Origin of the sequence: Bacillus coahuilensis m4-4 (assembly GCF_000171615.1) — a bacterium.
Lineage (GTDB): Bacteria > Bacillota > Bacilli > Bacillales > Bacillaceae_K > Bacillus_T > Bacillus_T coahuilensis.
Window position 1 is genome coordinate 52,655 of sequence record NZ_ABFU01000018.3, and the last position, 20,910, is coordinate 73,564.

Genomic DNA, 20,910 nt, shown 5'->3' on the forward strand with positions numbered 1-20,910 from the left:
AGTAAAAATAGGAAAAAATCATTACGGGTATTAATGGATTAGATGAGATTTTATATAATGGGATACCTGCCGGGTCAGGAGTGTTAGTCGAAGGACCTCCAGGGATTGGCAAAACAACTTTCGCTATGGAGTACCTTGTTAAAGGGGCCTGGTACTACGGAGAACCAGGCTTGTATGTTTCATTTGAAGAGCTTCCAGAACAACTATATAGAGATATGGCAAGATTTGATTGGGGTATTACTGATCTTGAAAAAAGGGGAGACTCAGACTTATTAGTACCTCTCCAGACAGTTTTGTCTCTGAATTACTAAGTGGTGAGGGCCTTCTTCGTTCTTTAATTGTTGAGCTAGGTATAAAAAGAATGGTCATTGATAGCGTTACCCTCTTTCAATATAGGAGAGACGATGAGAAAGAAAAGAGAGAATTATTATACAGTATAAGGAATGCCTTAAATAAGTTAGGATGTACGACATTGTTTATTTCTGAAAGCTTTCAAGAAAACGGCGAAATCCATTATGCTCATTTTATTTTAGATGGTGTCATTACTCTTCATTTAGAAAAAGATCGACATCAACGAATAAAGAAAAATGGAAGTGAAAAAATTAAGAGGATCTGATTTTGTTGATGGATCTTGTGTTTGGGATATAACAGAGAAAGGAATAACCGTCATACTTCCTAAGAAGCTTCCGAAAGCTCTTCCGCCTCATATCCCTTATATTCAAACAGGGATAAAAAAATTAGATGATTACCTTGGCGGAGGAATAGTTTCTGGTAGTAGGTGGCTTGTAAATATCGATGAAATCAGTCGTTATAAAATGCTATTAGGATCTATTTTTATGGAGCGAATCAAAGCAGGAGAAAATTTTCTCTGTAGGCTATCTCCTTCTACCTTAGTAAGGGATATTGAGGATTATTTTTCTAGTCAAGGGTATTCTTTGCTAGAGTTTGCGAGAAATGGAAGGATCTATTTTATTGAACAGTACAAAAGACCAGTCCCAGAAGAGCTAATGCCTTTTATCATTCGAGCATATGATTCAATGGATGTTGACTTGTTTACACTCATTGAAGAAAAAACAAATATCGTTGGACGCATTCAAGCAGGAGAGAAATGGTTTTTAAATTATGACTTAAATGTCGGAATTGCCTATAGAAGCAAACAAAGAGTCCTTGATGTTATTCCAGAGTTGTTTTCTTTAGAAAGACATTTAGGGATTACTTCATTTGTCACGTGTCACTCAGAGAGAACAGACAACGAACTAATGGCTATCATGAAAAAATCTGCAGATGGAATTATCGAGATTTGGACAGACGATTACCAATACGTACAAGTTATGAAATCTCCTAACGGTGTTGTCTCAAAACCAATGATTATGGAAGCAACGGACTACTCAACCGTTGTTACGTTACTTTAACAGAAGGAGTATATTATGAGGGAAATAGAAGAATATTTCTTAAGAAATCATTTTGCTATGGAAACTATACATTCACTAGCTCTTAAGATTGGAAGACTTGAAAACGAAATAGCAGAAGAAATTGAGCAATTAGTTAAGGAAAAGAAAATAGTAAAAACAGAGCATCACGAGCCCGTGTATATGAACATTCATAACTCATTTGTAACACTTGATCAAGGAAGTGATGTTCTTGACTCTTTTGAATTAACTTCAAGGGAACGAGAAATCATTAACTACTTATTATCAGGACATTCCAACATAGAGTTAGCAGAAGCCCTTGAAATAAGTCAGCATACAGTCAAAAATCACGTCTCCAACATATTTAAAAACTTGGTGTGAAAACAAGATTGGAATTATTTAAAAAGCTAGGGCAGCTAAGATAAGGAGATGAGATGTAACCGGGATCAAAGTGAGATAGATCTTACACTAGCAAGATCCAACAGTTTTCCCTTTTAAGGACGGGGCGAAGGCTCATGATTGGTTGGAAAGCCGAAAGAGTACAGGAAACTATTATTAAAACCATAATGCTAACGCAAACAGTGCTTTCTTGCTGTTTGTCGTTTTTTATACGTGTGGATTAATGAAACATAAAATAAGTTGACTTTTCTGAAAAATAAAGGTATCTTTTGGATATGGTATGACACTTAATTTAACACTCGGTAAAATAACGTTATATAAAAATAAGTTATAAAAATATATAGGAGGGGACTATGTGGGAATGATAACAGACTTCGATCAGCTTTCTGAGGATCAAAAGCATGATGTATTTCTAAAAAAAGTTCAATCAGGAGAAAAAATTGAAGCAGATGATTGGATGCCGGAAGAATATCGGCAAACACTGATTAAACTAATTTCTATGCATGGCATAAGTGAAATTATGGGAGCACTTCCTGAAAAAGAATGGGTTCCGAAAGCCCCATCTATTCAAAGAAAAATTAGGCATCATGGCGAAAGTGCAAGATGAAATGGGACATGGACAGCTTTTACTTCGTGTAGCAGAAGATTTGATGAAGCCATACGGGAAGACTCGAGAAGATATTATGGAAGATTTGTTCTCCGGAACATTAAAGTTCCATAACGTGTTTCATATGCCAGCCCCTACTTGGGCAGACGCTGGAGTCATTGGATGGCTAGTTGACGGAGCTGCTATCATTACTCAAACGAACATGCTGCATGCCTCCTATGGTCCCTATGCAAGAGCATTAAAACGAATATGTGCAGAAGAAGTGTTTCATGCTCAGCACGGGGAAGCTATTATTATGGCACTTGCGGAAGGAACAGAGGAGCAGCGTGAATTGATTCAAGATGCAGTTGATCGCTGGTGGCCATCGCTTCTCATGTTCTTTGGTCCAGGAGATGCCTCCACGACTGGTACATCAAAACAGGATATTACGATTAAGTATCACATCCGAACGAAAACAAATGAACAACTACGACAAGTATTTTTTTACAAAGTATATTCCAAGAATGCTATCTCTTGGTTTAACGCTCCCTGATCCTACCATGTACTTTGACGAGGAACAGGAGATGTGGATATACCAACAACCGGATTGGTCGGAATTTAGAGAAATTATTCGAAATAACGGTCCGTTATCAAAAGAACGACTCCGTTTACGTAAGCTTTCTTACGAAACAAATAAATGGGTGAGAGAGAGTTTAGGCGGTGCATAAACATGATGGTGTAAGGAGGGGTGTTGATGAGTTCATTTTATAATGAATATGAAGTATTTAGTCGTAAAAACGATATGTCACCGATGCAATATCAATTCAGTTTACTTGCTCCAAATCATGAAATCGCTCTCATTATGGCCCAAGAGAATTTTATGAGAAGAGAAACAGCTTCAGATATTTGGGTCATTAAGCGGGAGCATATTCGAATGATGAATAGGGAAGAAAAAGAAAGTTTAAAGCGGTTAGATAATAAAGATTACCGGTTAACCAAGGGCTATGGCTATTTAAAGAAAAAATGGCGTGAATATGAACAAGAGATGTTAGATGAAAAAGAAATCATGTCCTGGGGAGAGTTGGTGAATAAACGTGGATAAGTTAGCGACCATAGAACTTCTTTATCAGCTTGCAGATGATGATTTCATTCATGCTTACAGAGGATCTGAATGGCTCGGCCTTTCCCCTCATATTGAGGAGGATGTCGCAAGTGCTTCTATTAATCAAGACACAATGGGTCATGCGTTTATGCTATATGGACTTCTTAGTGATCTTGGAGAAGGAAGTATAGATGAATTGGCACATGGTAGAACAAACAAAGACCAATGGCGAAATGCGATCGTAGTAGAATTACCTAATGGACCAGGTGGATATAAGGAGGAGCCGCGCTATGATTTTGCTTTAGCTGTCGTTAGAAATTATTTTTACATCGTAGCTAAATTAGTGAAAGTACATAGTTTAAAAGAGTCTAGCTATGAGCCTTTAAAAAATATATCCACTAAAATGAGTATGGAACTATTCTATCATCATCTTCATTGGAAGACTTGGTTTGTCCAACTATTCACGGCAGGTGGTGAAGCAAAAACAAGAATGAGTCAAGCTTTGACTATAATCTTACAAGAAGCAGAAGGCTTATTTGATATGGGAGCATTAGAGTCAAACATTGTAGCGGAGGGACTCATCTCATCAAAGCAGGAACTCATTCATAGCTTTCAACAATTTATTGAACCAACGTTAAAAAATGCTTCTATAGAAGCACCATTAAAAATAGATATGAAAATGGGTAATGGAAGAAATAGGAACCACACAAAGCATCTGCAGTCAGCTATCCAGACGTTCAGTGAAGTGTATTCATCTGATCCAACTGCCACATGGTAAGAAAGGAGTGAACCAACTTGGATTCTATTATTCTAGCACTCCAAAATGTGAAAGATCCTGAAATTGATTCCATTAGCATCGTAGAGTTAGGTATGCTTCACCATATTCATTTGGAGAAAGGTGAGCTTACCGTTGAATTACTTCCAACATTTATGGGGTGCCCAGCTCTAGATATTATTGAAAAAAACGTGGTAAATGAACTATCCAATGTAAGTGGAGTCCATACCGTTCATGTACATTTTGTTCATTCTACTCCTTGGACGTCCAATCGAATAACGCTGCTAGGAAGAGAGGGCTTAAAAGAATTTGGAATCGCTCCACCGCCTCATTTTATAGAAGGGGAGACAAAATGGGAAGTAGATTGTCCTTATTGTGAATCACTCTACACAACAATGGAGAATTTGTTTGGACCAACAGCCTGTAGAAGCATCCTCTATTGTAAATCTTGTCGCAATCCGTTTGAAGCCATGAAGCCCATTTCTACACTAATGTAATAGGCCATGCCTGTTCAGATAAAATTATTTTGTTAAAAAGGGAGAGATAACTATGATTAAAATGATCGCATTGTACAAACATCCTGAGAACAAAGAAAAATTTGACGAGCACTATTTCAATACTCATGCCCCGATTACAGCTAAAATACCTGGACTAATAAAAATGGACGTAACGAAAATCGTAGGTTCTCCTATGGGGGGAGGAAGGAAAGTACTATCTTATGTGTGAGATGTACTACGAAAATCATGATGCCTTTAAGCAAGCAATGAAAACAGATGAAGCGAAAGCATCTGGAAAAGATTTAATGAGTTTGCGGGAGATTTGGTAACGCTTATGATTGGTGAAGAAGTAAATGAACCAACAGCTTGATCATATAAATCGTTGGATAGAAGGAAATATTGGGATAATTGAGTTAAATCGTCCTCATGTTCTGAATGCAATTAATCGAAAGATGATCAGTGAGATAGTAGAAACTCTAGAAATCTATGATTCTCTTGAAGAGGTCCACGTCGTTGTTTTAGTTGGGGGTGGACGTGCATTTGCAGCTGGTGCTGATATTGATGAGATGGCAGAAGTGTCAAGCATCGAACTTGAAAGGCTGAATCAATTCAGAGACTGGGACCGTATAGCGGAAATGAAGAAGCCGATGATTGGGGCCGTACATGGATTTGCGTTCGGAGGAGGGTTTGAGTTAGCTCTTTGCTGTGATATTCTTCTAGCTTCATATGATACTGAATTTGCTTTCCCTGAAGTTACGTTAGGGATCATGCCAGGGGCAGGTGGGACTCAGCGCCTAACCAAATTAATAGGGAAGAATCGTGCGATGGAATGGCTCTTTACCGGTGACAGAATGTCAGCTCAAATAGCCTATGAGTTAGGTGTGGTCAATCGTTTAGTTCCGAAAGAATTAATTCGTGAAGAAACGTTCAGACTCGCAACCAAAATTTCAACTAATCCAGCAATGAGTGTTCGACTCATAAAAGAATCGGTATTAACAGCAGTAGATTCTACAATTTTAGAGGGAATGAAATATGAAAGAAAAAACTTTTCTCTATTGTTCTCAAGCGAAGACCAAAAAGAAGGAATGCGGGCGTTTCGAGAGAAGAGAAAACCTCAATACAAGGGGAGGTAGGATCCATGTATGAAACCATTATTCAAACAGTGAAAAATAGTGTTTCCTATATTACGTTGAGCCGACCTTCAAAGTTAAATGCTTTCACAGGGAAGATGAATAGTGAAATCACCAAAGCGATCAAACAAGCAGAAAAGAATCCTGATGTACGCTGCATTGTCATCACAGGTGAAGGGAGGGCATTTTGCTCAGGTCAAGACCTTGAGGGTGTAGATCAAGGAATGGACCATGGGGACGTTTTGCGTGATTTGTATTCGCCAATGATGAAAGCGCTATCTTCTTGCGGGAAGCCAATCATTGCAGCGGTAAATGGTGTCGCAGCTGGAGCTGGAATGAGCTTAGCGTTAGCCTGTGATTTCAGACTCCTATCTGACAAAGCTTCGTTTCTTCAAGCATTTATTCACGTTGGGTTAGTACCGGATTCTGGTAATCTCTATTATCTACCGAAATTAATTGGTCATGCAAAAGCGTTAGAGTTAGCTATTTTAGGAGAGAAAGTACGAGCTGAAGAAGCGTTATCTATAGGACTGGCAACAAGGGTCTTCAGTGAAGAAACGTTTTTAGCAAATGTAGAATATTTCGCAGAAATGCTGGCCTCAAAACCCACCACAAGCATTGCCTATATTAAAGACTTAACTAAATCAAGCTGGAATTTGTCATTCGACTCTTATCTAGAGAAAGAAGCATTAAGTCAAAGGGCCGCAGGAAAAACAGCTGACCATTTAGAAGGCGTCAAAGCATTTATGGAAAAAAGAAATCCAGTATTTCAAGGAAAATAAGAAAGGGGATCTATCACAATGTCAAAAGTGAAAGAATCAAATTTTCAAGTACTTGATATGAAACGAGAGCATTATCAATTGCTCATTAATGGGGCTAGGGTTGATAGCACATCCGGAGAAACGTATGAATGTAAAAATCCTGCAACTGGAGAAGTTATTGCACATGTAGCGAAAGCGTCTTTAAAAGATGCAGAGCTAGCCGTTAAAGCAGCTAGGCATGCGTTTGATCATGGGAAGTGGCGAAAGCTTCCTGTTGGAAAAAGAGCTCGCGTTTTAAATAAAATTGCAGGCATTATGCGTGCAAGATTTGGTGAACTCGTTGAACTAGAAGTATTAAATAGTGGGAAAAGCATAGGAGCTGCACAAGGTCAAGTCATGCAAGCCATCGAAGATTTTGAATTTTACGCTGGCGCCAGTGTTGGACATAGAGGCTCTGTAAACAATGTACCGGGGCAATTTCAAAACATCACTGAAAAAGAACCGGTAGGGGTATGTGCACAAATCATTCCTTGGAATTATCCAATGATGATGGCTGCATGGAAGATTGCACCAGCCATTGCAACAGGATGTTCTGTTATCGTGAAACCTGCATCCCTTACTCCCCTTACGGCTATAGTATTAGGAGAAATTTGTGTAGAAGCTGGTGTACCTGAAGGGGTCGTCAATATTTTACCAGGCTCTGGAGGTACGATTGGAAATTTCTTAGTTGAGCATGAAGACGTAGATAAGGTTGCTTTTACCGGTTCAACACCGATTGGAAAAAACATTATGGAAAAAGCCTCCCAAACATTAAAGCGAGTGACCCTTGAGCTAGGTGGAAAATCTCCAAATATTGTGTTTGAAGACTGTGATGTAAATGCAGCAGTAGATGGCTCTTTATTTGGAATCTTCTATAATACAGGACAGTCATGTGAAGCGCGATCTCGTCTTTATGTACATGAAGACATCTATGACGAATTTATGGAAAAATTCGTAGCGAAAACAAGTCGCCTTCAAGTAGGTGACCCGTTCAATAAAGGCACTCATATCGGCAGCATTATTAGTGAAGAGCAAGTCAATGTGATTGACGGGTATGTTCAGTCTGCAATAGAAGAGGGCGCAACCATTATAGCGGGTGGAAAGAAGGCTACGGTTGCTGGCTTTGAAGGTGGATATTGGTATGAACCTACCATAATCACGGATGTTCATCATGAAATGAAGGTAGTGCAAGAAGAAATCTTTGGTCCTGTCGTCGTTGTCATGAAATTTAAAGATGAAAAAGAAGCGATTGGATTAGCCAATGATACAGAATACGGTTTAGGATCTGCCATTTGGACAAAGGATCATGGAAAGGCAACGAGAGTATCAAAGTCCATTCAAGCAGGAATTGTCATGGTCAACTGCCCATTCTCAGCGTTCCCTGGGACACCGTTTGGAGGCTATAAGCAGTCTGGTTTTGGAAGAGAGTTGTGTATAGAAACTCTTGATCTTTACACAGAAACGAAAAGCATTCTTTCCTATTATGGTGGAAAGCCGTTAAATCCATTTGGACTGTAGAGTAAGTAAAGGGAGAGACGGTCATGAACGATTATGACCGTCTTCGTTTATTGAAGGAGGGATAAGATGGTAAAAAATCTTGTTGTCATAGGTTCGGGTGTTATGGGGCAAGGAATTGCCTATGTTAGTGCGATAGGTGGATTTTACACGACAGTCGTTGATATTGATTCATTTCAGTTAGAAAGAGCAGAAAGAGAGATTAAAGGTCTTTTTCAAAAAGGGATAGAAAGAGGAAAAGTGGCTAAGAAGGACCGGGAAGAAGCAACTTCTAGACTACTTTTCACAACCGATTTAAAAGCAGCCGTAAAAGAGGCTGATTTTATTATTGAAGCTGTACCAGAAAAACGAGAAATCAAGAAGCAGGTTTTACAGCAAGTAGACCACTATGCTCCCGCACATGCTGTAATAGCCTCAAATACTTCCACAATAAGCCCAACAGAACTTGGCTCGTACACACAGCGCCCTGAGCAGCTAATGGCGATGCATTTTTTCAACCCTGTTCATAAAATGTCTCTCGTTGAAATGATTAAAGGTTTAGAAACGAGTGAGCAAACGGTGGAAGTGGTTCAGATGGTTGCTCAAAAAATGAGAAAAGAAACGGTTGTCATAAATGAGTTTCCTGGCTTTGTGACGAGTAGAATTAGTGCGTTGGTTGGGAATGAAGCATTTTATATGCTCCAGGAAGGAATTGGGTCGCCGGAAGAGATTGATAGGGCCATTAAGCTTGGTCTCAATTATCCTATGGGGCCATTTGAATTGGGTGATTTAGTTGGTCTCGATACTCGTTTAAATAACTTGCGATATTTGCATGAGAAGCTAGGAGAGAAGTATCGACCAGCTCCATTGTTAGAGCAGTACGTTCAAGCAGGCAGACTAGGTAGAAAAAGTGGCAGGGGCGTTTACGACTACAAGGAAAAGGTGAATAGCCATGACTAAAGTGGTCGTAGTAGATGCGGTTCGAACACCCATTGGTCGGTACAAAGGAGCCCTTAAGGATGTTCGACCGGATGATTTGGGGGCAATTGTGATAAAAGCACTTATAAAAAGAAACCCATCAGTCCTACCCTATTTAGTAGATGAAGTCGTCCTAGGGAATGCGAATGGAGCGGGAGAAGAAAATCGCAATGTCGGAAGAATGAGTTCTCTTTTAGCTGGGTTACCTGTTACGACAACAGGTACAACGATTAATCGTCTATGTGGATCCGGACTTGATGCAATTAGTTATGGTGCAAGAGCCATTTTGGCTGGTGAAGGAGATATCTATATTGTAGGTGGAACCGAAAGCATGACGAGAGCCCCGTTTGTCATGGAAAAACCTTCGAACCATTTCCCCAGAGGTCATCAACAATTGCTTGATACTACCATTGGCTGGAGATTTATTAATCCACAAATGGATGAGATGTACGGAACAGACTCTATGCCTGAGACAGCAGAGAATGTAGCATCAGAATTTGGGATCACTCGTGAGGCGCAGGATCATTTTGCCCTATTGAGTCAACAGCGAGCAAAAAGTGCGATGGAGAGAAGGATATTTGAAAGTGAGGTAATCTCCGTTTCTTATCAGGATAAGCGAGGAGAATGGATCGTAATTAAAAATGATGAACATCCTAGGCCACAAACTTCACTAGAGAAATTAGCGTCTCTGCCACCTATATTTGAAGGTGGAACAGTGACAGCAGGAAATACTTCTGGAATCAATGATGGTGCCTCTGCCCTACTTTTAATGAGTGAGGAGAAGGCTTTGGAGCTTGGAGTTCAGCCACTTGCAGAATACGTTTGTTCGGCCACGGCGGGTGTTGAGCCAAGAGTGATGGGAATTGGACCAGTATACTCCACTCGTAAAGTGCTTGAAAGGTCGGGTATTCCATTGGAAGAAATAGACGTAGTAGAACTGAATGAAGCATTTGCTGCTCAAGCACTTGCATGTATACACGAATTAGGACTAAATCCTTCCATTGTGAATGTTAACGGGGGAGCCATAGCCTTTGGTCATCCACTTGGGGCAAGCGGGGCGCGGATTGCTACAACTTTACTTCACGAGATGAAACGTAGAGATAGCACATATGGGTTAGCGACGATGTGTATTGGAGTGGGTCAAGGGATATCCATGATTTTTAAACGAATATGAATGAAAGAGGTAAACCGTAGAGTGCTTATGGTTTACTTTTTGATTTGGATGTTTTGTAGGGGGGAGTGGTGCGCTGAGGGTGCGCGGTGCAGATGTGCTGGGGCTGCTGCGCGGTGCACAAAGGATCAAAATGAAGGGTCTAGAGCCCCGCGCCAAGCTCACGCGTTGCACAAAAGAGCCAAAAGGAAGGTTCAGAGCCCCGCGCTAAGCTCGCGCGGGGCACAAAAGAGCCAAAAGGAAGGTTCAGAGCCCCGCGCCAAGCTCGCGCGGTGCACAAAGGATGAAATGAAAGGTTTAGAGCGCCGCGCCAAGCTCGCGCGGTGCACAAAAGAGCCAAAAGAAAGTTCCAGATCCCCGCGCCAAGCTCGCGCGGTGCACAAAAGAGCCAAAAGGAAGTGCCACAGCCCCGCGCCAAGCCAACTGGCTGTACAAAAGAACAATACGCAAGACAAATAGCTCCCCCCACACAAACCAAGAGTGAATCAAAATATCTTACTATCTTTCAGAAAAATATAAAAATACACCTATTTCCACCTACTTTAGTATGGTAAAATACTATATAGACGTAATAAAAGCGTTATACGATGAATACAAGATAGTGGGGATGCAGAATGAATACTCGGTCAATGATTTTTACATTATATGGAGATTACATAAGGCACTATGGTAATAAAATTTGGATAGGAAGTTTAATAAAATTGCTCAATGAATTTGGTCACAATGACCAAGCGGTTCGAGCGGCTATCTCAAGAATGAATAAACAAGGGTGGGTTCAAAGCGAAAAGCAAGGTAATAAAAGCTTTTATTATTTAACGGAACGTGGTGTGAAGCGTATTGAAGAGGCAGCTGAGCGTATTTTTAAACTGAAACCAGACGATTGGGATGGTAAATGGAGAATGCTCATGTATAACATTCCAGAGGAGATTCGTAGTATTCGTGATGAACTTCGGAAAGAATTAATTTGGAGTGGGTTTGGAACCTTTTCGAATAGCTGTTGGATATCCCCTAACAACCTAAAAGAGCAAGTTGATGAACTAGTAAAAAAATAATGAAATTGAGCCCTATATTCATTATTTTGAAGCAGAATATAAAGGCCCTCATCAAAATGAAGAGCTTATTGAGAAAAGCTGGGACTTAAAAAGAAATACATGAACGGTATCAAGAATTTATCTCTGAATACAGTCAAAAATATGTGATTGCGAATAATAAGATTAGTAAAGGCGATATGACAGATGGAGAATGCTTTGTAGAAAAAACAAAGCTCATTCATGAATATCGAAAGTTTCTATTTATAGATCCGGGTTTACCACAAGAACTATTACCTGAAGATTGGTTAGGCTCTCATGCTGCATCACTCTTTAGTGATTATTACAGAGCATTATCGGCCCCAGCCGTACGTTTTTTTGAAGAAGTTTTTAAAGATGGCAATGAGATAGAGTTAAAGGATGACCGATTCGATGTGCTAGAACATCCTTTTATTGTAGATGAATTAACTTGATAGTTAGACAGGGGTAGGTAGCTCCTGTCTATTATTATATTAAATAGAAGAAATAATTGGGTTAAATAGAATAATTTTAACAAAAAAATGAGGCAATGATAGTAGAAAGTAGACATGGTAGAGCGTCAGAGAGCTACTTAGAATAATCGTTATCTATTTTATTGTGGGTACTTTCAATTTATGGCTTCTACTAAACGTACCGAAAGAGATAAATTTTATACTAGAGTAAGTGCTACCATCCTACTTTTAAGTATAACTATTTTGATATTGGTCCCGTTATATAGTTAGGAGTTAAGCTGAAGTAGACCTATATTATAAGGTTTCATATAACTGAGATTGATTTAATAGGAAAAAGTTAAATGATACAATTCCATAATAGGAAACATAAAAAGGAGCAAGTATGATGCAGGAACATATTCTTCAGGAGTTAGCACAAATTGAAAAGGACCATGATGTGAAGATATTATTTTCAGTGGAATCTGGAAGTAGAGCGTGGGGATTTCCTTCAAAAGACAGTGATTATGATGTGAGGTTTATTTATATCCATAAGCCAGAATGGTATTTGTCTATTGATCAAAAGCGAGATGTAATTGAAATCCCATTCAGAGAATCAATTTCAATTCCAATTGATCCCCTACTAGATGTTAGCGGCTGGGAATTAACCAAAGCACTTCGACTCTTTAGAAAATCGAATCCACCACTATTAGAATGGCTAAACTCTAGTATTATCTATTATGAAGCCTATTCAACAACGGATCAAATTAGAGAGTTAGGTGGTAAGATTTTTTCTCCTTTATCTTGTTTACATCATTATTTAAACATGGCAAAAGGAAATTTTCGTGGTTATCTACAAGGTAGCGAAGTGAAGATAAAAAAATACTTTTATGTATTACGCCCCATTTTCGCAGCTAAATGGATTGAAAAGTATCATACGATTCCTCCAATTGGATTTGAAGACTTGTTCGAAGATATTGTCCCATCAGGAGAGTTAAAAGCTTCCATTGAAACGTTGTTAAAACGGAAGAGAGCAGGAGAAGAATTAAGACTTGAGCAAAGAGTAGATACCATTAATGAGTACGTAGTCAAAGAAATCGAACATTTAGAGGATTTGACAAAATCAATTAAACCCCATACCCATGACCCCACGAAAGAGCTAGATGAGTTGTTTCGTGGGACTTTAGAGGAAGTGTGGGGGCTAGACGATCATTTCATTGTTAGATCTTGATGAGAAAGCTTCTGTTAGGAAGCTTTTTTAAATCATTGTAAAATTCACATAAAAAGTATAACATTATTTTAACGGAGGGGATGATTTCTGAATAATAATCGTTTAGTTCAATATTTATCAATCCAGTATCCTATCATTCAAGGGGGTATGGGAAATATTAGCTCAGCTAAACTTGCGGGTACCGTAAGTCTTGCTGGAGGGCTAGGAACAGTTGGCGTTGGTACGATGGATTCTTCAAGAGTAAGAGAGATGTTAGAAGAATTGAAAACGATAAATGTTCCATATGCAGTAAACATACCGATTAATGTGACCCCATGTTTAGAGGCACTCATGGAATTACTTCTAGAATATTGTGTGCCCGTTGTATCATTTTCAGCGGGTAACCCTAAACCTCATATCAATAAGCTTAAAGAGAAGGGAATAAAAATAATAGTAGTAGTAGCTTCTATCAAACAGGCTTTGAAGGCGGAAGAGGCAGGGGCGGATGTGATTGTAGCAGAAGGGTATGAAGCCGCGGGAATAAATTCTACTCTAGAATCTACCACCATGACGCTTATTCCACAATTAGTTAAACACATTCGTGTCCCAATAGTGGCCGCTGGTGGAATCGGTGATGGGAGAGGATTGGCTGCAGCACTTAGCTTAGGTGCTAGTGGTGTTCAAATGGGTACTCGGTTTATCGCTACAAAAGAAGCACCCTATCATACGAACTATAAAGAGAAAATTATTCAAGCAAACGATACGAGTACACTCGTCGTCGGAAGAAGTGTAGGGAAGATTCGCAGATTGCTACACACTCCATACGCTGAAATGCTTTTAGAGGAAGAAAAATGTTTACTTAGATCTGAGCTTTTCGATGAAAAAACCTCTGAAACGTACCATGAGATTGGAGCCATTCACGGGGAATTGGATAAAGGATTTATTAACGGTGGACAAATTGCTGGCCTAATAGATGATATCCCCTCTGTGGACCAATTAATAACAACGATGATAGAAGAGGCTAGAAGTCATTTAAAGCGTTCATTAGACCTTATACTGTAAAAGATTAACGAAGCTAAATTCTTTAGAGTTTAGTCTTTCGTTTTTTTATTATTCCGCTAAAGAATACTAAATTTTCTAAATATTATTGACTGTTTTCTTAGTAGAGTGATAGTATAACGTTATAATTACGTTTATCTTATTTTCATTATACATATTCACTGAGAAGTATCTACGCTTTGCATTCTTAGCCACAGGCTAGTTGCAATATAATCACTTGAGGGGGAAATGAAGTGAAAAAGGCCTTGAAGTTTGTATACGCTGGTTTGTTAGGTGGAGCATTATTGTTATCAGGATGTAGTGAAACAACAGGTTCAAAGGAAGAAGTGGTCATCGGTGTCACACAAATTGTAGAGCATCCATCTTTAGATGCCGCGTTTAAAGGATTTAAAAAGGCTTTAGAAGAAAATGGTTACAAAGAAGGGGAAAACGTTAAATATGATGTTCAGATTGCACAAGGGGAGATGAGCAATAGCCAAACGATCGCTACAAATTTCGTAAGCAATGGAGTAGATCTTATATTTGCCAATTCCACTCCAAGTGCACAAAGTGCATTAAAGGCTACAACAGATATACCTATCGTATTTACAAGTGTCACGGACCCTGTTGGAGCTGAGCTAGTAGCTGCTTTTGATCAACCAGGTGAGAATATTACAGGAACTTCTGATACCCATCCTGAAGCGATATCAAGTACGGTTAACTTTATGCTTAAAGACATTGGAGCGAAAAATATTGGGGTCATCTATAATGCAGGTGAACAGAATTCTGAAGTACAAGTGGAGGAAGTTAAGAAAATAGTAGAAGCCGGAGGTGGTACATTAGTTGAAGTATCGGTTTCCACATCGGCTGAAGTTAAACAAGCCGCTGAATCATTAGTCGGGCGAGTAGACGCCATTTATATTCCAACTGATAATGTGGTGGTTTCTGCATTTGAATCAGTGGTAAGCGTTGCTAATGATCAAGATATTCCTCTATTTGCAGGTGAATTAGATTCTATGAAACGAGGGGCACTTGCTGCAAGTGGATTTAGTTACGAGGATCTTGGCTACGAGACGGGATTGATGGCCGTTGCAATTTTAAAAGGAGAACAAACAGCAGCGGATATTTCAGTTGAATATCCAAAGAATTTTAAATTAGTCATCAATCAAGAGGCGGCAGCTGAGCAAGGTGTAGAAATTGATGCGTCGTGGGAGGCAGAAATTTACGAAGGTGAATAAGAGGGAGTGATCTAGAATGTTTACGGCTATCTTTGGGTCCTTAGAATTAGGTGTCATCTATGCCATCATGGCTCTAGGGGTCTATTTAAGTTTTCGAATAGTAGATTTTCCCGATTTAACGGTAGATGGAAGCTTTGTAACGGGAGCGGCAGTTGCTGCCGCTCTTATGATTAGCGGAGTGAACCCTTTTTTAGCCACCATCATGGCAAGTGCTATTGGGTTTCTAGCAGGGTGTATAACGGGGATTCTTCACACATTTGGAAAGATCAACGCGTTATTATCAGGGATTCTTATGATGATTGCCTTGTATTCTATCAATCTTAGAATCATGGGAAAATCCAATATCCCTCTATTAAACGAAGAGACTATTTTTACTTCCTTACTTAGTTTCTGGGATAAACTTGGTATAGACGGAATGCTTAGTAGTATTCTAACGGCTGTAGGATTAGGTGAAAATATTCCTAAAACATGGGGAATTTTATTTCTAATGTTACTCCTGACGTTTTTTATTAAATTTACGACTGACTGGTTCTTAAAAACGGAGGTAGGATTGGCACTTCGAGCAACGGGTGATAATCAAAAGATGATTCGAAGTCTTTCTGCCAATACCAATTTACTCATTATTCTTGGACTAGGAATATCGAACAGTCTTGTGGCTTTATCTGGTTCTCTTGTGGCTCAATACGGAGGTTTCGCAGATGTTGGAATGGGAATTGGGATGATTATTATTGGACTGGCTTCAGTTATTATCGGTGAAGCCATTATTGGTACCAAAACCATTGTGCGTACAACTCTTGCCGTCATTGTAGGGGCCATCTTATATCGCTTAGTGGTCACGCTTGCCTTACGAGTGGACTTTCTAGAAACGGGTGACATGAAATTGATTACGGCGACCATTGTCATCATTGCGTTAATTCTACCTAAAATAATCGATCGGCATAAAGAGAAAATGCGAAAAGCAATGAAAAGGCAGGAACGACTGAACGATCTTCAGGCTCTAGGGGAAGGAAGTGAGGAGCACAATGCTTCAGTTAAAAGAGCTTTATAAGGTATTTAATGAAGGAACTCCTGACGAAAAAATTGCGCTGCATCAAGTTTCCTTAACGCTTATGCCAGGTGATTTTGTTACGGTCATTGGAAGTAACGGAGCAGGGAAGTCTACCCTTATGAATATGATTTCTGGTGTATTACTTCCTGATGTTGGAGAGGTTCTAATTGAAAACAAAGATGTATCTAAACTTCCTGAACACAAAAGAGGTAAGTATATTGGAAGGGTGTTCAAGACCCAATGGCCGGAACCGCCCCTACCATGACCATAGAAGAAAATCTAGCCATGGCCTATTCACGTAATAAGGTTCGAACATTTCGGGTTGGAGTTACGAAGAAGAGGCGAGAATTCTTCTGCCATGTCTTAGAATCCTTACATTTAGGATTAGAAAATAGACTAAATGCCAAAGTAGGGTTGCTTTCAGGAGGAGAAAGGCAAGCGCTCTCCTTATTGATGGCTACATTTACGGAACCATCTATTCTTTTATTAGATGAACACACAGCAGCTCTTGATCCTTCCCGAGCCGAATTGATTACACAGTTAACAAAAGAGATTGTTGCTGAACATCGGTTGACGACCTTAATGGTGACCCATAATATGCAACAAGCGCTGGATTTAGGAAATCGACTCATCATGATGGACAAGGGAAGAATCATTCTAGATGTAGGAGAAAAGGAGAAAGCTTCGTTAACCATTGAACGTCTATTAGTAGAATTCCAGCAAATTAGCGGTAATAAAATGACAAATGATCGAGCCTTATTATCTTAAAGTAAGGTCTTTTTTTTATAGAGTCTATCCATATTCGCTTTTATTATTGTTTTAATTTTTACAATTTATTGACTATTTATATAACATAATGATATTATATCGTTAAATAAACGTTACATAAAATATTGAGAAATATGTCGTATTTTAGGAGTGGATAATGAAGAATGGTTGGCAGTTAAGAAGTAAGAATGCTATGACCATTGCTGTTAAGATATGTTTCCCAAATTTGATGGAAGCATAGTACATCCATTATTTTCTACCGCAAGTATGGTCCATTATATGGAATGGGTATCAAGAAACTTGCTTCTTCCATTTTTAGAGCAAGATGAAGAAGCGGTCGGAGCAGAAGTCATAGTGAAACATAGAGGACCTGCGAAATTAGGAGACGAAATACTATTTGAAGGTAGAATTATAGCTGTACAGGAAAATAAGATGCTCACCAAGATCTTGGCTAAAGTAAATGACAGAACAATCGGTGTGGGAGAAGTGACCCAAATCATTTTACCAATTGCAAAGATTGAGAGGTTTTAAAATGAGTGATTTTGTAACCGTTTACAACATTAAAGAAACTTCAAACAATGAGGTGAGAGGTATGGAGTTGTTTGATCGATTAGAAGAGCATGAGCAGGTTGTTTTCTGCAATGACCCTAACACTGGGCTGAAAGCGATTATAGCTATTCATGACACAACGCTAGGGCCAGCACTCGGTGGGTGTAGAATGAGACCATATGAGTCGGTCGACGCTGCTTTAACAGACGTTCTTCGACTTTCTAAAGGCATGACCTATAAGTGTGCCGCAGCGGATGTTGATTTTGGTGGAGGAAAGGCTGTTATCATTGGTGATCCATCAAAAGATAAACACCCTGAGATGTTTCGGTCATTTGGTCAGTTCGTGGATTCATTGAATGGTCGATTTTATACGGGTACGGATATGGGGACTACACCTGAAGATTTCTCAAATGCCCTTAAAGAAACCAATTGTATTGTTGGTGTAGATGAGGTGTACGGTGGAAGTGGAGATTCATCTGTTCCAACAGCAGAGGGAGTATTGTATAGCATTGAAGCCACAAATGAACGGATTTGGGGATCGAAAGCTCTATATGGAAGAAGCTATGCCATTCAAGGTCTTGGGAAAGTAGGATTTAAAATAGCTCAAAGGCTCATTGATGTAGGAGCTGATTTATATGTTACAGATATCTATTTAGAGGCGATTACTAGATTAGAAGAGTATGCAAAGGAAAAGGGCGTCTTACTAAAAGTGGTTGGAGGGAATGAGATCTATTCCGTTCCGGCAGATGTGTTTGTACCATGTGCTATTGGTGGCATTATTCACGACGAAACCATAGATAGATTTCAATTTAAAGCCATTGTAGGTTCAGCGAATAATCAATTATTGTCCCATCATCATGGTGATTTACTTCATCAAAAAGGAATACTTTATGCTCCGGATTATATAGTCAATGCAGGAGGGTTAATTCAAGTTGCCGATGAACTGTATGAGCCGAACAAAGAGCGAGTGATTCGAAAAACAAAAGCAATCTACCATTCTCTCATGAGCATCTATAAAGAATCAGAAATAAAGGGCATCTCATCTGTGGAAGCTGCTAATCAGTACTGTGAAGATCGAATTGCAAGAAGAGTGAAACGAAATAGCTTTTTTCACACACGAAGCGCCCAAAATGGTCTGTACGCGTGTAAAAGGGGAGGGAATAGTCATGGAACCATCATTTCCAGTTCAACGAATAGTAGATGAACAAGGGAACCTACTATCAGAGCAGGATTGGATTACAAAGGAATTTTCAAAAAAGCTTTACCGCCACATGCTACGGATTCGTCTGTTTGATAAAAAAGCAGTTAGCTTGCAACGACAAGGAAGAATTGGGACATATGCCCCGTTTGAAGGACAAGAGGCATCTCAAGTGGGTTCAGCTCTAGCACTTGACTGTGACGACTGGCTATTTCCAACGTACAGAGATCACGGTGCTACTATGACATTTGGTCAATCTCTCCTTCATATTTTATTGTTTTGGAAAGGGCGAAATGAAGGGAATGTTCCAACAGAGGGGAAAAAATCTTTCCTCCCGGTATACCAATAGCTACGCAAATCCCTCACGCAGTGGGTGCGGCTTATGGTGAAGTATTAAAAGGAACAACGTGTGCAGCTATTGCTTATTTTGGAGACGGTGCCACATCTGAAGGTGATTTTCATGAAGGTCTTAATATTGCGAGTGTTGTAAATGCTCCTGTTGTGTTTTTCAATCAAAATAATCAATATGCTATCTCTGTGCCAATACATAAACAAATGAAATCCCAAACGATTGCGCAAAAAGGGTTAGCCTATGATATACCAAGTGTTCGAATAGATGGGAATGATCCATTTGTTGTGTATATGGAGACTCGCCGTGCCTTAAAACGCGCAAGAAATGGTGAAGGCCCTACCTTGATTGAAGCAGTTACGTGGAGATACGGAGCTCATACAACAGCCGATGACCCATCGAAATATCGTGATCAATCTGTAAGTCATGACAAACGTGTGGACTCTGACCCAATAGACAGGGTAGAAAGATTTCTTAAGCTGAAGGATTGGTACGATCATGATAAGAAAGAAGAATGGCTTAAGGAGATAGGAGTAGAAATTGATGATAGCGTAGACCTGTTAGAACGTTATCCTAAAGCGGATCCTGCTCTCATATTTGATTATGTGTTTGAACATTCCATTTGGCCAATCGAAGAACAGAAAAAAGAGCTACTACGTAAGGGGGCATTAGGATGAATACGATCACAGAAAAGAAGACCTTAACATTCGTTCAAAGTATAACAGATGCCCTTGATGTTATGCTGTCTGAGCGTGAAAACGTTCTATTACTTGGTGAAGATATTGGGAAAAACGGAGGTGTATTCAGGGCAACAGAAGGGCTTCAAGAAAAATATGGAGAAAAACGAGTCATGGATACCCCTTTAAGTGAAGCAGGATTTGTTGGGATGGGGGATTGGACTTGCAGCGAATGGATTCGTTCCTGTGATTGAAATTCAATTTCTTGGCTTTATTTATCCTGCCTATGAGCAGCTTATGACTCATGCCTCAAGACTACGGGCAAGAACACTTGGACATTATTCAGTTCCAATGGTGATTCGCGCTCCATACGGGGCAGGAGTTCGAGCACCAGAAATTCATTCAGATAGTACAGAGGCCATTTTTACTCATATGCCAGGGATGAAGGTGGTTTGCCCATCAACTCCCTATGATGCAAAGGGATTGTTAATTTCGGCCATTGAAGAGAACGACCCGGTTTTATTTCTTGAGCCTATGCACTGTTATCGCTCTGTTAGAGGGGAAGTTCCAAATGGAAAGTACACGGTAGAGATAGGAAAAGGTATCAGAAGACGAGAGGGCGAGGATGTCACAATATTTGCCTGGGGTGCGATGATGGCGGTTGTGTTAAAGGCTGCTGAGATTGTACAGGAGCAAGGTATAGAGTGTGATGTTATTGATGCTAGAACTCTTTATCCTTTAGATAAGGATCTTATTATAGAATCCGTTCAGCAAACCGGAAGGACGGTCATTGTTCAAGAGGGACATGGAACCGGTGGTGTAGCGAATGATATTTTATCCATTATCAATAAATATTGTTTCTACTATCAAAAGGCACCAACTGAAATGATTACAGGCTTTGATACACCTGTTCCGTATTTCGGATTTGAGGATTACTATTTACCTACAGTGGAGCGAGTTGTAGAAGCGATAAAAAAGTGCCAGGAATATTAGGAGGTG

The 20,910-nt window shown here is 39.6% G+C and carries 18 protein-coding genes and 7 pseudogenes; all 25 read left to right on the forward strand.

Annotated elements, in window-relative coordinates; translation table 11 throughout:
* Positions 1-29 precede the first annotated feature (29 nt).
* The 25 genes and pseudogenes from M44_RS28700 to M44_RS20295 all read left to right on the forward strand — a co-directional run bounded on the left by M44_RS28700 (position 30) and on the right by M44_RS20295 (position 20,904).
* On the forward strand, positions 30-311 hold the full coding sequence (locus M44_RS28700) for an ATPase domain-containing protein (protein ID WP_272941174.1): 282 nt from the start codon (positions 30-32) through the stop codon (positions 309-311).
* Positions 272-616 carry an RAD55 family ATPase gene (locus M44_RS28705; protein ID WP_337444032.1) on the forward strand — a complete coding sequence of 115 codons (345 nt, stop codon included), beginning with the start codon at positions 272-274 and terminating at the stop codon, positions 614-616. The genes M44_RS28700 and M44_RS28705 overlap by 40 nt, the downstream gene beginning before the upstream one ends.
* Positions 594-1,412, forward strand: a complete 819-nt coding sequence (locus M44_RS04405; protein WP_029326724.1) for a P-loop NTPase family protein — start codon at positions 594-596, stop codon at positions 1,410-1,412. Before M44_RS28705 ends, M44_RS04405 begins: the two co-directional genes overlap by 23 nt.
* A gap of 15 nt (positions 1,413-1,427) precedes the next feature.
* Positions 1,428-1,790 (forward strand): response regulator transcription factor, encoded by a 363-nt coding sequence (locus M44_RS20255; RefSeq protein WP_010171253.1) that lies wholly within the window; start codon positions 1,428-1,430, stop codon positions 1,788-1,790.
* A gap of 517 nt (positions 1,791-2,307) precedes the next feature.
* Positions 2,308-2,947: pseudogene (paaA, locus tag M44_RS20260) on the forward strand (1,2-phenylacetyl-CoA epoxidase subunit PaaA).
* A 31-nt stretch (positions 2,948-2,978) separates the two neighbouring features.
* Positions 2,979-3,122, forward strand: coding sequence for a hypothetical protein (locus M44_RS27825; protein WP_237705207.1), 144 nt, complete (start codon positions 2,979-2,981; stop codon positions 3,120-3,122).
* A 26-nt stretch (positions 3,123-3,148) separates the two neighbouring features.
* Entirely contained in the window at positions 3,149-3,496 is a 348-nt protein-coding gene (gene paaB / locus M44_RS04420) for a 1,2-phenylacetyl-CoA epoxidase subunit PaaB (protein WP_010171255.1), read from the forward strand.
* Positions 3,489-4,274, forward strand: a complete 786-nt coding sequence (gene paaC, locus M44_RS04425) for a 1,2-phenylacetyl-CoA epoxidase subunit PaaC (RefSeq protein WP_010171257.1) — start codon at positions 3,489-3,491, stop codon at positions 4,272-4,274. Before paaB ends, paaC begins: the two co-directional genes overlap by 8 nt.
* Before the next feature lie 17 nt (positions 4,275-4,291).
* Complete coding sequence (gene paaD / locus M44_RS04430) at positions 4,292-4,768, forward strand: 1,2-phenylacetyl-CoA epoxidase subunit PaaD (RefSeq protein ID WP_010171260.1); 477 nt, start codon at positions 4,292-4,294, stop codon at positions 4,766-4,768.
* A 52-nt stretch (positions 4,769-4,820) separates the two neighbouring features.
* A pseudogene (locus tag M44_RS20265) lies at positions 4,821-5,138 on the forward strand (EthD family reductase).
* Positions 5,122-5,901 (forward strand): enoyl-CoA hydratase/isomerase family protein, encoded by a 780-nt coding sequence (locus M44_RS04440; RefSeq protein WP_010171266.1) that lies wholly within the window; start codon positions 5,122-5,124, stop codon positions 5,899-5,901. Before M44_RS20265 ends, M44_RS04440 begins: the two are co-directional and overlap by 17 nt.
* Positions 5,902-5,906: 5 nt before the next feature.
* Positions 5,907-6,680 (forward strand): enoyl-CoA hydratase-related protein, encoded by a 774-nt coding sequence (locus M44_RS04445; protein WP_010171268.1) that lies wholly within the window; start codon positions 5,907-5,909, stop codon positions 6,678-6,680.
* 18 nt (positions 6,681-6,698) lie between these two features.
* Positions 6,699-8,216, forward strand: coding sequence for an aldehyde dehydrogenase family protein (locus tag M44_RS04450; protein ID WP_010171269.1), 1,518 nt, complete (start codon positions 6,699-6,701; stop codon positions 8,214-8,216).
* Between the two features lie 66 nt (positions 8,217-8,282).
* Positions 8,283-9,152, forward strand: a complete 870-nt coding sequence (locus tag M44_RS04455; RefSeq protein WP_010171270.1) for a 3-hydroxyacyl-CoA dehydrogenase — start codon at positions 8,283-8,285, stop codon at positions 9,150-9,152.
* Positions 9,145-10,344, forward strand: a complete 1,200-nt coding sequence (locus M44_RS04460) for an acetyl-CoA C-acyltransferase (protein WP_010171271.1) — start codon at positions 9,145-9,147, stop codon at positions 10,342-10,344. The genes M44_RS04455 and M44_RS04460 overlap by 8 nt, the downstream gene beginning before the upstream one ends.
* Before the next feature lie 611 nt (positions 10,345-10,955).
* Positions 10,956-11,842: pseudogene (paaX, locus tag M44_RS20270) on the forward strand (phenylacetic acid degradation operon negative regulatory protein PaaX).
* A gap of 403 nt (positions 11,843-12,245) precedes the next feature.
* A complete protein-coding gene (locus M44_RS04475; RefSeq protein WP_010171273.1) occupies positions 12,246-13,067 on the forward strand; it encodes a nucleotidyltransferase domain-containing protein in 822 nt (273 codons plus the stop codon).
* An 87-nt stretch (positions 13,068-13,154) separates the two neighbouring features.
* Complete coding sequence (locus tag M44_RS04480) at positions 13,155-14,108, forward strand: NAD(P)H-dependent flavin oxidoreductase (RefSeq protein WP_040365328.1); 954 nt, start codon at positions 13,155-13,157, stop codon at positions 14,106-14,108.
* Positions 14,109-14,338: 230 nt separating this feature from the next.
* Entirely contained in the window at positions 14,339-15,322 is a 984-nt protein-coding gene (locus tag M44_RS04485; RefSeq protein ID WP_010171275.1) for an ABC transporter substrate-binding protein, read from the forward strand.
* Between the two features lie 16 nt (positions 15,323-15,338).
* On the forward strand, positions 15,339-16,370 hold the full coding sequence (locus M44_RS04490) for an ABC transporter permease (protein WP_010171277.1): 1,032 nt from the start codon (positions 15,339-15,341) through the stop codon (positions 16,368-16,370).
* A pseudogene (locus tag M44_RS20275) lies at positions 16,345-17,138 on the forward strand (ABC transporter ATP-binding protein). The gene M44_RS04490 and the pseudogene M44_RS20275 overlap by 26 nt, the downstream one beginning before the upstream one ends.
* 213 nt (positions 17,139-17,351) lie before the next feature.
* Positions 17,352-17,669, forward strand: a complete 318-nt coding sequence (locus tag M44_RS20280) for a thioesterase family protein (protein WP_050770892.1) — start codon at positions 17,352-17,354, stop codon at positions 17,667-17,669.
* A gap of 61 nt (positions 17,670-17,730) precedes the next feature.
* Positions 17,731-18,836, forward strand: a pseudogene (locus tag M44_RS20285) (Leu/Phe/Val dehydrogenase).
* Between the two features lie 17 nt (positions 18,837-18,853).
* Positions 18,854-19,911 (forward strand): annotated as a pseudogene (gene pdhA / locus M44_RS20290) (pyruvate dehydrogenase (acetyl-transferring) E1 component subunit alpha).
* A pseudogene (locus M44_RS20295) lies at positions 19,908-20,904 on the forward strand (alpha-ketoacid dehydrogenase subunit beta). The pseudogenes pdhA and M44_RS20295 overlap by 4 nt, the downstream one beginning before the upstream one ends.
* Positions 20,905-20,910: the final 6 nt, after the last annotated feature.

Bases quoted from the DNA above. Each gene is read 5' to 3' on its own strand.
- M44_RS20255 (WP_010171253.1), top strand. From the start codon at position 1,428: ATGAGGGAAATAGAAGAATATTTCTTAAGAAATCATTTTGCTATGGAA.
- M44_RS27825 (WP_237705207.1), top strand. From the start codon at position 2,979: ATGTGGATATACCAACAACCGGATTGGTCGGAATTTAGAGAAATTATT.
- paaB (WP_010171255.1), top strand. From the start codon at position 3,149: ATGAGTTCATTTTATAATGAATATGAAGTATTTAGTCGTAAAAACGAT.
- M44_RS04440 (WP_010171266.1), top strand. From the start codon at position 5,122: ATGAACCAACAGCTTGATCATATAAATCGTTGGATAGAAGGAAATATT.
- M44_RS04445 (WP_010171268.1), top strand. From the start codon at position 5,907: ATGTATGAAACCATTATTCAAACAGTGAAAAATAGTGTTTCCTATATT.
- M44_RS04450 (WP_010171269.1), top strand. From the start codon at position 6,699: ATGTCAAAAGTGAAAGAATCAAATTTTCAAGTACTTGATATGAAACGA.
- M44_RS04455 (WP_010171270.1), top strand. From the start codon at position 8,283: ATGGTAAAAAATCTTGTTGTCATAGGTTCGGGTGTTATGGGGCAAGGA.
- M44_RS04460 (WP_010171271.1), top strand. From the start codon at position 9,145: ATGACTAAAGTGGTCGTAGTAGATGCGGTTCGAACACCCATTGGTCGG.
- M44_RS04475 (WP_010171273.1), top strand. From the start codon at position 12,246: ATGCAGGAACATATTCTTCAGGAGTTAGCACAAATTGAAAAGGACCAT.
- M44_RS04490 (WP_010171277.1), top strand. From the start codon at position 15,339: ATGTTTACGGCTATCTTTGGGTCCTTAGAATTAGGTGTCATCTATGCC.
- M44_RS20280 (WP_050770892.1), top strand. From the start codon at position 17,352: ATGTTTCCCAAATTTGATGGAAGCATAGTACATCCATTATTTTCTACC.